This window comes from uncultured Sulfitobacter sp., from assembly GCF_964021855.1.
In the GTDB taxonomy this organism is placed as follows: domain Bacteria; phylum Pseudomonadota; class Alphaproteobacteria; order Rhodobacterales; family Rhodobacteraceae; genus Sulfitobacter.
Genome location: NZ_CAXHZD010000004.1, coordinates 417401 through 429902 on the forward strand (window position 1 = coordinate 417401; position 12502 = coordinate 429902).

The 12502-nt window shown below is 54.1% G+C and carries 11 protein-coding genes and 1 pseudogene; 11 read left to right on the forward strand and 1 reads right to left on the reverse strand.

Annotated features, from left to right (window positions below; translation table 11 throughout):
- From AADJ11_RS15485 to AADJ11_RS15535, 11 genes and pseudogenes are all read left to right on the forward strand, one after another.
- Entirely contained in the window at positions 1-1284 is a 1284-nt protein-coding gene (locus AADJ11_RS15485) for a TRAP transporter large permease (protein WP_341235413.1), read from the forward strand.
- Between the two features lie 23 nt (positions 1285-1307).
- The gene (locus AADJ11_RS15490; RefSeq protein ID WP_341235414.1) at positions 1308-2282 is read left to right on the forward strand and encodes a TRAP transporter substrate-binding protein; all 975 of its coding nucleotides are present in this window, start codon (positions 1308-1310) and stop codon (positions 2280-2282) included.
- 60 nt (positions 2283-2342) lie between these two features.
- The gene (locus tag AADJ11_RS15495; protein WP_341235415.1) at positions 2343-2870 is read left to right on the forward strand and encodes a TRAP transporter small permease subunit; all 528 of its coding nucleotides are present in this window, start codon (positions 2343-2345) and stop codon (positions 2868-2870) included.
- 71 nt (positions 2871-2941) lie between these two features.
- Positions 2942-4333 (forward strand): FAD-linked oxidase C-terminal domain-containing protein, encoded by a 1392-nt coding sequence (locus tag AADJ11_RS15500; protein ID WP_341235416.1) that lies wholly within the window; start codon positions 2942-2944, stop codon positions 4331-4333.
- A gap of 227 nt (positions 4334-4560) precedes the next feature.
- Complete coding sequence (locus AADJ11_RS15505; RefSeq protein WP_341235417.1) at positions 4561-4797, forward strand: hypothetical protein; 237 nt, start codon at positions 4561-4563, stop codon at positions 4795-4797.
- 47 nt (positions 4798-4844) lie between these two features.
- The gene (locus tag AADJ11_RS15510) at positions 4845-6509 is read left to right on the forward strand and encodes a phosphoethanolamine--lipid A transferase (RefSeq protein WP_341235418.1); all 1665 of its coding nucleotides are present in this window, start codon (positions 4845-4847) and stop codon (positions 6507-6509) included.
- On the forward strand, positions 6506-6907 hold the full coding sequence (locus tag AADJ11_RS15515) for a diacylglycerol kinase (RefSeq protein WP_341235419.1): 402 nt from the start codon (positions 6506-6508) through the stop codon (positions 6905-6907). Before AADJ11_RS15510 ends, AADJ11_RS15515 begins: the two co-directional genes overlap by 4 nt.
- Positions 6908-7020: 113 nt before the next feature.
- Entirely contained in the window at positions 7021-7677 is a 657-nt protein-coding gene (locus AADJ11_RS15520; RefSeq protein ID WP_341235420.1) for a response regulator transcription factor, read from the forward strand.
- Entirely contained in the window at positions 7674-9032 is a 1359-nt protein-coding gene (locus AADJ11_RS15525; protein ID WP_341235421.1) for a HAMP domain-containing sensor histidine kinase, read from the forward strand. Before AADJ11_RS15520 ends, AADJ11_RS15525 begins: the two co-directional genes overlap by 4 nt.
- 127 nt (positions 9033-9159) lie before the next feature.
- A complete protein-coding gene (locus tag AADJ11_RS15530; RefSeq protein ID WP_341235422.1) occupies positions 9160-9720 on the forward strand; it encodes a GrpB family protein in 561 nt (186 codons plus the stop codon).
- A 372-nt stretch (positions 9721-10092) separates the two neighbouring features.
- Positions 10093-11260 (forward strand): annotated as a pseudogene (locus tag AADJ11_RS15535) (IS3 family transposase).
- Between the two features lie 347 nt (positions 11261-11607).
- Here the strand turns inward: AADJ11_RS15535 and AADJ11_RS15540 are convergent.
- Positions 11608-12492 (reverse strand): VOC family protein, encoded by an 885-nt coding sequence (locus tag AADJ11_RS15540; RefSeq protein ID WP_341235423.1) that lies wholly within the window; start codon positions 12490-12492, stop codon positions 11608-11610.
- Positions 12493-12502 lie beyond the last annotated feature (10 nt).

Genomic DNA, 12502 nt, shown 5'->3' on the forward strand with positions numbered 1-12502 from the left:
ATGTACTTTATTCCGATCATCTTCATTCTCTTGCTGATTAGCGGTACTGCCTTTGCCTATCTCATGGGTGCGGTATCCGTTCTTACCTTTGTCGCAGTCGATAAAACGCAGTTTCTATCCATCCTGCCGCAGCGTATCTTTGCCCAGCTTGATGTCTTCGCCTTTATGGCGATGCCGCTGTTCATCCTGACCGCCGAGATCATGAGCCGCGCGGGCGTCACCCGCAGCCTGATCGATTTTGCCATGTCCATTGTCGGCCGGTTTCGCGGTGGATTGGGCCATGTGAACATCCTGACCAGCGTATTCTTTGCGGGCATCTCGGGGTCGGCCATCGCGGACAGCGCAGCGTTGTCGCGCACATTCGTGCCAGAGATGAAAGCACGCGGCTACGACCCTTATTACGCAGGCGCGATCACAGCGGCCTCTTCAATGATCGGACCGATCATTCCGCCATCGATCATTATGATCATTTATGGCGGCCTGACCGGTGCCTCGGTTGCGGCACTGTTTATCGCGGGGGTCATACCTGGTCTGGTGTTGGCTGTATCACTCATGGTGTTGAACGCGATCATTGCGCATATCAAGGGACATCCGGGGGGTGCCTCTGACGATCTACCGCGCTTTTTGCCCAGCTTGTTGAACGCGGCACCTGCCCTGTGTTTGCCCATTGTGATCCTTGGCTCGCTTGTCTTTGGATTGGCAACGCCCACCGAAGGATCGGCAATCGCGGTCGTCTTCGCGCTGCTGGCGGGCCAGTTCTATAAAGGGCTGAACTGGCGCATGATCTTTGACGCGGTCGAGGCAACGGCAAAGATGACTGGCACGATCTTTATCATTCTCGCGGCGATTTCGGTGTTGGGCTATCTGGCAGGCCAATTAGGTTGGTCCAGTGCGCTGGCCAACTGGGTAGAATCCTTCGGGCTGACCGGTACGAAATACCTGTTCTTCCTTGTGGGTATCTTCTTGATCGCAGGCATGTTCATGGACACCCCCGTGGCCCTGACCCTGCTGATCCCGCTGTTTGCCCCCCAAGCGATGGAGCAAGGCATCAGCCCGATCCACCTTGGCATCGTGCTGTGCTTCAATCTGTGTGTCGGCCTGATCACGCCACCATTGGGCAAATGTCTTGTGGTCGTATCTGCGCTGACCAACCTCAATTACTGGCGGCTGGCCTATGCGGTGCTGCCCTTCATTCTTGTTCAGGTGCTGCTGTTGCTGGCGCTGGTCTACTGGCCCGCACTCAGCCTCACGCTGCCGCGCCTGTTCGGATTTTCTGTGAATTAACTAAACCAAAGGGAGGAAAACCAATGAAACTCAAGGCACTTACACTGGCGACACTGCTCGCCATGGCCACATCTGCATCCGCAGAGGTCAAAATTGCATTAGACGGTAAACCAGACCTCGAACAATCAGGGTCCTACAACTGGTCTTTTGCCTTTGCCAAGGCGCTCAACGAAGGCGGCATGGAGACACGTGAAATGCCACGTGGTTCCGTCGGCAACGAAGCCGAGAAATTCGATCAGGTCTCAACCGGCCTGCTGGAAATCTCGATGTCCGACGTGCGCGCCGTCGCACAGGTCGAACCGTTCATCTACGGCATCCGTCTGCCTTATGTCTTCGACAACATTGAACATATGGATCGGGCTTTGGCTGCTGGGGATGTCTACACCCGTGTCAACGAAAGCCTCGCTGCGCAAGACGCGATCCTGCTGGCGCTGGCACCGCTTGGACCAGCTTCGGGTGTGATCACCACAACCCAAGCCGTGCGGTCGCCGTCCGATATGTCCAGCCTGCGTATGCGGGCCTTGGATGATGCGCAAATCGCGATGTACGAAGCATGGGGTTCAAGCGGTACAATCGTGCCTTGGGGCGAAGTGCCTGCCGGTCTGCAAACCGGCGTGATTGACGGCTATCTGAATTCGCCCTTCGTACCTGTGATGTTTGGCCAGACCGATTTCGTCAAAAACTTTGCCACGGCTGATGTGATTTGGCCATTGCGCGCCGTCATCGCATCAAAAGACTGGTACGATGGTTTGTCCGATGCAGACCGCGCGACTGTGGATGCTGCTGTTGTGACCGCAGACGCTGCAGCGCGCGCATGGTTGGGCGAAGCGGCCGAAAAAGGCCTGACAGCGCTTGAGGAAAAGGGCGTGACAGTTCAGCGCCTGACGGCAGAAGAACGTGCAGTGTTCCGCGAGGCGTCCTTGCCCGTGTACAATACGGATCTGATGTCTGCAGAAGACACCGCGCTGTGGAAAAAACTGTCTGACGAGAACCGCTAATCCAACGGGCGGGACGCTATACCTGCGCCCCGCCCAAATCAAAAACCAGAGAGAAAAAACATGCGTCACTACATCATCAGCATCAGTGATCGTCTGCATCAGCTCATGCGCCGCGTTTCCGTATTTGCGGTATGCTTGATGTTCCTAACGGTGGTTGTGCAAATCATTGCACGCTATGTTTTTTCATCCCCACCTGTCTGGACAGAAGATGTCGCCCGCTATGCGATGGTCTGGACCGGATTGATGGGGGCCACGCTGTCGTTCAAAACCCAATCCGATGCGGTTTTGATGGAAAGCGTGTTTCCAAAGCCACCGCATGGTCTGGCGGTCTTTTCAAAAGCCATCCAAAGTGCCGCGGTTCTTACCTTTATCCTGCCCGTGATCTATTTTTGCTTCATCGGACTAAGAGGTGGTTTTGCAAAAGGATACCTTGCGCGGCAATCTGGTCTGACGGCAGATACCCTTGGGATCCCGATGGTATGGATTTCCGTGGCCGTGCCTATCTCTATGATCATTATTTTGCTGCACCTGTTCGCCAGATGGGCTGGTGATGAAACCGCAGAGCCCTCCAATACACAACTGGATTAAGCCGGCACGGATAGGAAGGCGACTATGCGCGCGCAACGCGCCCAAATCTGATGGAAATCAAGGACACCGATATGACTACGGACCACACCGATCTTGCACTTTCTGCCCTGAAGGAAATGTTGGGCGAGCGGCTTTCAACTGGCGAGTCCATCCTCGAACTTCATAGTCATGATGAGGCGTATTCCGAACCTGCCCTACCCGACGCTGTAGCCTTTCCTGAGACCACCCAAGAGGTGAGCGAGATCATGAAGATCTGTTCCCGCTACGGTGTTCCGGTCGTCCCTTTCGGTATTGGCACCTCGCTTGAAGGTCACGTGATTCCAATTCACGGCGGAATTAGCGTGGATACCAGCCGCATGAACAAGATTTTGGAAATTCACGAAAGCGATCTGGATGCAGTCGTTCAGCCCGGTGTGTCGCGATCAAAGCTTAACGAGGAACTGCGCGCGACCGGACTGATGTTCACTGTGGACCCTGGCGCGGATGCAACACTTGGTGGCATGGCCGCCACGCGGGCGTCCGGCACCAATACAGTGCGCTATGGCACCATGCGCGAGAATGTTCTGGCACTTGAAGTTGTGCTACCTGATGGCACAATCATCCAAACCGGCTCGCGCGCGCGCAAATCCTCGGCGGGGTATGATCTGACGCATCTGTTTGTCGGCTCCGAAGGCACTCTTGGTATCATCACGCAGTTGACGGTCCGACTGTTCGGACAGCCCGACACAATTCTCGCGGCAACCTGTTCGTTCGAGACTGTCGATAACGCGGTGAATTCCGTGATTATGGCGATCCAGATGGGTATCCCGATGGCGAGGATAGAATTGCTGGACGAAGCTCAAATGGAAGGGATGAACATATTCAATCCCGATCTGAACCTGCCAGAAAAACCACATCTGTTCCTTGAGTTTCATGGGTCGCAAGCCGGTGTAAAGGAGCAGGTTGAACTGTTTGAAAGCGTTGCCGAAGAATTTGATGTGGGCAGCTTTCAGTGGGCAACCAAAGCCGAAGATCGCAATCGGCTGTGGACCGCACGTCACAACGCTTACTATGCTGGGAAATCCCTTAAAAAGGGCTGCGAGGGGCTCATCACCGATTGCTGTGTGCCGATTTCAACTTTGGCCGACTGTATCGCAAGGTCCAAGGAACTGGTCGCAGAGTCTGGATTGATTGCCCCGATTGTGGGCCATGTCGGGGATGGCAATTTTCACCTCATGATCCTGTTCGACCCTAATGTTCCCGACGACCTTGCTGCGGCAAAATCACTGGCCGCAAAGGTCAACCATGTCGCGCTGTCATATGGTGGCACAGTCACGGGAGAGCACGGCGTCGGCACCGGTAAGAAGAGCTATATGGCTAAGGAGCACGGTGCGGCTTACGCGCTTATGGCGGTCCTGAAACGCGCGGTTGATCCAGCAAATATCATGAACCCTGGCAAGACTGTCGAGGTTTCTGATGTTTAGTTCGGCCTTTTTCCAACACAGTTTCGCGATCCTTAATGGTGAGGGCGTGTCCTACGGCATACCGGGCGTTGGCCCAATCCCGCGCGCAGAGCCGAAGACGTGAGACAGTGCGTTTGGGCTGAACCCATCGCCCCTGGTCGCAGATACCTGCCGGAAGATCGCCCCGTCGGGTTCCTTGCTCGGCGCGTTGATACGGCCACATGCAATTTCATACTCGGGAGTGTTGCATGACCCTTTTGGCCGATCTTCCATCAACTATCTTTGAGCGTCGCTACAGAACGATGGCGTCCGTTTGGCTTGGCAATCGCCCACTGCCGGGGTTGGATGAGGAGCTGATCGGAACTGCGGGAGAAACGTCTGGCCTCGCGCTCGCAGAAAAAATCCTATCTCGGTTCGAGACCCTCGGCGATGATCAGAAACGCGCCTTCCAAAAAGAAAATAGTCAACTCGTAAGCTTCTCGTAAGCTTACGCTGGTCATGAGCACGCAAATAATCCTGCGAAAGCTCTGCTATGCCCTCTGTTAAGCCCCATTTATTCCGATCGTCCATTCTGCGCGAACGGATAAGCATCTCACCGGTCTTACTGACCGTTCTTGCCATCGCGTTCGTGTTCAGTGTCGACAATAGCACGTTCTGGTACATCGCCAGCGACGTCTTCTCGGGCCACTTACTTTCTCTTGTCGGTTATATGGGCGCTGTGTTCTGCCTGACGCTGGGGGCCTTCAGCCTGTTCGCATTTCCGTGGACGGTCAAACCATTTCTAATTTCAATGCTAATACTGGCCGCCATGACGTCGTATTATGTCGATACGCTGGGTATCATAGTTGACCGCGACATGATCCAGAATGTCATGGTTACCACCGTAGCTGAATCCAAGCATCTGATAACGCTTGGCTACGTGACCCATGTTGTTGTCTTCGGTGTTTTCCCCTCGCTCTTTGTGATGTGGGTGCGCATTCCGCCGCAGCGACGGGTCAAGGCTGCTTTGACGCCAATACTGACGTGTGTTCTCAGCCTTTCTCTCGCGACAGGGTTGCTGATGGCAGATCTGAAATCCTATTCATCGATCCTACGCGAACGGAAGGATTTCATGAGCAGTTACCAGCCCGGCGCGCCGCTGGTGGGCGCAATCCGATATGCCAAAATGATGTCGCGTTCGGCCAACTTGGTCCTTACCAGCACAGGTTTGGACGCAAGGGCCGGTTCTGCGTATGACGCGCCGCAAAAGCCTATGCTGACAATTGTCGTTGCCGGTGAAACCGCGCGGGCCCAGAATTTTAGCCTGAACGGGTATGATGTCGACACAAACCCAGAATTATCCAAGCTGCCTATCATCAATTTCAGTAACACTCATTCGTGCGGCACTGCCACAGCTGTGTCGCTGCCCTGCATGTTTTCAAAGTTCAGCCGAGATAGTTATACCTTTGAAAAGGGTACGTCGACCGAGAACGTGCTGGATGTGTTGGGACATGCAGGGCTGCACGTCGAATGGTGGGACAACAACACCGGCGACAAAACGATTGCCGCGCGGTTCGACACACGCACATTGACCAATCTCAAGAACCCAGAATTCTGTGCAACGGGTGAATGTATCGATGGCATATTCCTCGAACCGCTAAAAGAATACATAGCATCGGTCAACAAGGACACGGTATTGGTTCTGCACCAGATCGGCAGTCACGGGCCGACCTATTATCAGCGTTACCCAGCAGAATTTGAACGCTTCAAACCCGCATGCCGTACCGCAGAGTTCAAGAAATGCACGCCGATGGAGATCACCAACGCCTACGATAACACAATCGCCTATACGGATCAGATGATCGCCCGCACCATCAACATGCTGGCCGCAAATGAGGGATTGGCCACGTCGCTAATATATGTGTCTGATCACGGTGAATCGCTTGGCGAACGCGGGCTCTATTTACACGGGGCACCCTATTTCATGGCACCTGAAACACAGACCCATGTGCCGATGATCCTGTGGATGTCTGACGCATTCCAATCCCGCTTTAGCATTGATGAAAGCTGTGTGGCCAAACAGAAGGACAAGGCGCTGTCGCATGACAATCTGTTCCACTCCTTGCTTGGATTGCTTGATATCCACACAGCAGAGCGCAATCCCAATCTGGATATCTTTACACCCTGCAAAACAAACATTCAGGTGGCCAAGATATGAAGCCCGACATAACAAACCCACGTGAGAAACCTGCACGGGTCACGGGGGCAGCACATTTGTTTGCCGCTGCCGGCTATTCGATCGGAGGCATCCGACGGCTTTGGATGGAAACTGCGTTCAGGCATATCGTCGTGGCTCTGCCGCTCTGTGGTTTGCTCCTCTACGTCATGGATGCGGGTGTCGCAGATTTCCTTGTCCTGTTGATCCTTTTTTCGGGCCTCGTTGCGGTCGAGGCTCTGAATACGGCGATCGAATGCATCGTTGACCACTTGGCACCAAAATGGGAGGTTTTCGCCCGTGACGCGAAGGATCTGGGGTCACTTGCGACGATGTGTTTGCTCTTCGCCAATGGCGTTTTCCTAGGCGCGGTGATCTTGCGCTTTTACGGCATGGGGTGAAAGAAGTCCGATGAACAGATCAACAAAAATAGAATGCTTTATGCAAAAAAGCGTGATGATGTCAGCGGGGGCCGAACTGGCCAAAGCTCGTCAAGTAATTGGATAGAAGCACAATGCGCATATTGCTGATTGAGGACGAAAAAGCTCTGGCGCGTCCGCTGAAAGAGCATCTGGAAGCTGATCAGAACATCGTCGAATGGTTCTGTACGCTGGACGAGGCAGACGCCGCGCTGCGTACGCTGGAGTATGATGTGGTGCTTCTGGACCTGCACCTGCCTGATGGCGACGGGTTGGTATTTCTCAGCAAACTACGGGCGAAGGCACTACGCACGCCGATCCTCATTTTGACGGCTCGCGACAAAGTCTCGGACCGGATTGACGGATTGAACCGGGGTGCCGATGACTATGTGATCAAGCCCTTCGATTTGGACGAGGTTAAGGCACGTATCCATACCGTGTGTCGACGCAGCGCCAACCAGATTGCGCAAACCGTTCACCTACGCGATTTGGTGGTCAATCTGTCCGATCACACCATCATGCGCGCTGCGGCGCCCGTGCGACTGACTGCCAAAGAATGGGGCGTGTTTGAGACGCTTCTGCGCCGCAAGTCTCAGATTGTCCCGAAGGAGAGCCTTGAAGCGGCCATCTATGCCTATGGTGAAGAAGTTGAAAGCAATGCGCTGGAAGCACACATCAGCCGTCTGCGCACTAAATTGGGTAAAGACCTGATCGTCACGCACCGCGGCATGGGATACGCTTTGACCTCATGACACTCCGCCGTAAAAGTTTGTTTCAGTCGCTGCTTGGTTCATTGCTTTTGCCCGGACTGGCCGTGATGGTGATCAGCGTTTTGATCGTCCACCATGTTTTCAAAGATGAGTATGACGAACTGCTCGATGCCAGCCTGATCGGCAAGGCGCACCTGTTGTTGGAATTTATCGAAACCACCCAAAACTCCACTGATTTCGACGTGGGCAGCTTACTAAATTTTGAAAGCCAACTGCGAAAGCCGGATGAGCGTGCGTTGATGTGGTATCTCGATAGGGATGGCGAGGTCTATGCGCAGTCAAAGACCGTCGGTGCTTTCGCGCTTCCCGCGTCACTGGTTCCAGGACTTAGCACCACGCGCGGGCATCGCTTCATCATGCTACGCTCAGATCAACCTGGGACGGGCAGCGTCGTGGTGGCCGAGCCGATGGTCGAACGCAACGAAGCGATAACCGATGTGGTGATCGGCGTCGTTGCCGGTTTTGCACTGCTGGGAATGCTTTTTGGTCTGTCTTCCTTCTGGGCGGTTCGACGATCGGTCGCCATGATTGCCGAACTCAGCCGTAACATAGCTGAAAAGAACGAACACAACCTGTCCCCGATTGATCGCGAGAATGTATTTTCCGAGATCACCCCCGCGATTGACACACTCGACGCGCTGATGGCGCGACTTGACCGCGCGATGAATGCAGAACGTGCCTTTGCCACAAATGCCGCACACGAATTGCGAACCCCCGTTGCCATTTGTCAGGCACAGGCGCAACGACTTCGGGCAAAGCTCGATGAGCCCGCTCAAATCGAAAACATTGTCGAAATTCAAACCGGTCTGAAGCGGCTGGAGCGCCTTATCGAACGCCTTCTGCAACTGTCGAGGGCGCAATCAGGGCTGGGTCTAAATGCGGTAACGACAGACGTAAATCCTGTGATCACACTCCTTATGTCTGAAATGCGCACCCGAAGCCCCAATCCAGACAAGCTCCAATTGAAGTTCCCCGAAAGACGCTTTTTAACCCGCGTTGATCCAGATGCGCTTGGTATCATCTTGAACAACATATTCGACAACGCCCTGAAGCATGCCTCCGGCCCTTCGCCAACAATTGTGGACGCCAGCCAACCAGGGCATGTTGCGGTCTCCAACGATTGCGACCCGATATCTCCCGCAGACCTCGACCGCATCAAACAGCGGTTCATCCGGCGCGACATGCTGTCAAACGGATACGGACTTGGTCTGTCGATTGTTCAGGATCTATGTAACCAGTCCGGCTGTAGACTTGAAATCTATGTGCCCCAGAAAAATAGTCCTCGCGGTTTTGCTGCTGTTTTGCACCTGCCAGAAGGTACGAATAGCCAAGTATAGCGACTTCAATGTCTGTTACTCTCAACAATAAAATACGGCGAAAGTCGGCTTTGAGCCCAGTTTACCAGATGCTGCGACGTGTACTAAGGTCCGCTTTAATGAACTCACCAAAGCGAGCGCAAGGCCGATGACCATCAAAATTCTTCCTTCTAATCCTGATTGGCCCAATAGGTTCTTGGTAATCAAGTCATTGCTAAAGAGCGCTCTGCCTGACGACAGCGAAATTCACCATATTGGGTCAACAGCAGTTCCTGATCTCGTCGCAAAAAACGTGATCGATGTGCAGGTGAGCGTGCTGTCATTAAAGGATGTAACAATAGATTCGATGGCTGCTGCGGGATTTAGCCTCGGAAGACCCACAAGTGATCATTGCCCACCTGGCAAAGCGCTGTCGCCTGAGGATCTGGCCAAACAGTTCTACCGTTGTGAGGAACCTTTTTTCGCGAATGTACATGTCCGTGAGAAGGGTCGCTTTAACCAACGCTACCCGCTGCTTTGCCGTGATTACCTGCGCGAGCACCCATCTGCGGCTGCGGCATATGGCGAAATAAAGCAACAGCTCGCGCGACACTTTCCAAACAACGCGGATGCCTACTACGATGTCAAGGATCCGGTATTCGACCTCCTCATGGCTGGAGCCGTAGACTGGGCGCGCTCAACGAAATGGAGCCACCCCCCATCGGATTAACCTTACGACACTCAGACTCATAACAGCAGACATTCCACATCGACTCACCAGCGGCAGCTAAGCCCGCAAAGCAGACCTCCAAACACAGCTTGGCGAAAAACCGTTTTCCGCCGGTGGTGTCGATCAACTCGAACGGCCCATTGCCGACATTGACCTACCCTCGACCATGCCGCAGTGCGGCCCGTCAAACTAGCTATTCGCTGCGTTCGCAGAATCTGTGGCGGGTAGATTTACATCGCTCGGACTGACTTACAGATGTGTCAGTTTCACCAAACGACAGGTTTGGACGCATTTCGCATAGGACCCAGGTGGACCTGTCGCGGTTTGATGCCGCTCCTTTGATAGCATTTACTGCAACAAAGGAGATGAACTATGGGACTGAAACGGACGGACGAATTTCGCAAAGATACGGTGCGCATCGCGCTGACCAGTGGGCTTACGCGTAAGCAGGTGGCTGATGATCTGGGTGTTGGCATGTCGACGCTGAACAAATGGATCACAGCACACCGAGATACGGATGTGGTTTCGAAAGAGGATTTGAGCCTCGCCCAAGAGAATGACCGGCTTCGACGCGAGATACTATTACCTGACAGCACATGCTTGCATGTGTGAGAGGGCGTATTATCAAGGAGGAGAGGGAGATCTTGAAAAAAGCAACGCAGTTCTTCGCGGGGCAAAAGCCATGAGGTTTAGGTTCATTGTAGAACATGTGGGGGCGTTCGATACGGCTCGTCTTTGCAAGGTGATGGACGTTAACTCACGCGGATTGCGGGCGTTCCGCAGCCGTCCTGCCAGCCGTAGGCAGCGATCTGATTTGGTCACGTTGGCACACATCAAAGAGCAATCTCGTCTTAGCCTTGGCAGTTATGGCAGGCCGCGTATAACTGAGGAGTTGAAAGAGATCGGCCTGGATATCGGTCACCGCCGTGTCGACCGGTTGATGCGCCAGAACGGCATATCAGTCAGTAGAACCCGCAAACACAAGGTCACAACCGATAGCTATCACAAGTTCAACATCGCGCCCAATCTGTTGGATCGGAACTTCACAGCAGACGGGCCAAACCTGAAATGGGCGGGTGATATCAGCTATGTCTGTACGCGCGAGGGCTGGTTGTATCTGGCCGTGATCTTGGATCTGCATTCTAGGCGCGTCATCGGCTGGGCAGTGAGTAACCGCATGAAGCGGGACCTCGCGATCCGGGCATTGACGATGGCCATCACGTTCCGGCAACCACCCAAAGGCAGCATTCATCATACGGATCGTGGGTCGCAATATTGTTCACACGACTACCAGAAGCTCCTGCGCCAGCACGGGTTCAAGGTATTGATGTCAGCCAAAGGTAATTGCTACGATAGTGCGACGGTTGAGACGTTCGTCAAAAGCATTAAGGCGAAACTGATCTGGCGCGATACGAGGGAAACCCGCAGGAAGGCTGAGATGGCAATCTTCGAATACATAAACGGCTTCTACAATCCACGCAGAAGGCACTCAGCACTCGGCTGGAAAAGCCCCGTCGCCTTCGAACGAAAGGTGGCTTAAACGAGCACTTGGGGCGGCACAAAAGCGCGACCGGTCCATATTTCTTATTCGATGCATGGAGAATACAACAAGCTCATACACAACTGGTCCGAAATTCCGCGACCACCTCTATATGTTAGAGCGACCCCATATAGTGGGTCACCTGTTGAAGCTAACTTCGTTATAAGCGGCTTAGCTTCTTCCATCGGTCCTTTAAGAGATGCTTGTAATTGGTAATCCAACAATTTCGACCCATTTACCGAGCCAGTATTATAACTAGGTATAGTTATAAAGTAGCCTATCCCCCCAAATAAACCAAGCAGGCCGTCGCGATGCCAACGGGGGATAAAAACCGTTTCTTTTCAGCCCTACGCCGCGCGGAGAGTATAGTACACGCCGGTCGGATCTTGCCCCTCCAACGCGTCAGCGCCATTTTTCTGGACGCGAGCCAGAAGGCCCGGATCGTGCGCGATCAGCTCGTAGTGGACCAATCGCGCCATGTTCTTGGGCGCTGCGGGGCGGTACGGACCGGCCCAGATGTTCATGGCCAAGCGGTGCGAGTTTGGCTTGCCCGCGCCCATATCGGCAAAGCCCCAGCCCTCCAGCGTCAGGTGCCGCTCGAACCCGAGGGTTTCGAACCACTTCAACGCGGGCTCGATGCTGGGCACCTTGAAATGCAAATGCGCAATATATGTGTCATCCGGCAATGGGGCCATCAGATCAGCGCTCTTTGCAGGGTCCAGTTCGGCCCCCACATCCAGAGGGCCACGCCCGCTGTGCGGACGGCCATCCACATCATATAGGATCAACCCCTTGGACATGTCCCCAAAACTGCCAAACCGCTCGGGCGTTTCTAGGGTAATTTCAATCTCAAGCCCGTCGGGATCGGTCAGATATAGCGATTTCGCCATCAAGTGATCGGTCGGGCCAACCTGTATGTTCATGTGGAGCAAACGGGCCAGAATTCGGGAAAAATCAAGCTGGCTGCGGACGCCAATGGCGACGTGATACATGCCGGTATAGGAAGGTGCGACAGGCTTTTCCGCCCCGGAATGCAGAATGAACAGCGTCTGCTTGCGCGTGCCCAAGGCGATGCCGGGTGCGGCGTGATCGCGTTCAATCAACCCCAAGGCAGTTGTCCAGAACCAGGCCGCACGATCAATATCGGTCACTTGAAGCTCGATAACCCCCCACGACAGGCGGTCGGCTTGTGGGTCAGGCACCGTGGTCGGGCTGTTGGATAGGTCTGTCATTTGGGGAAAT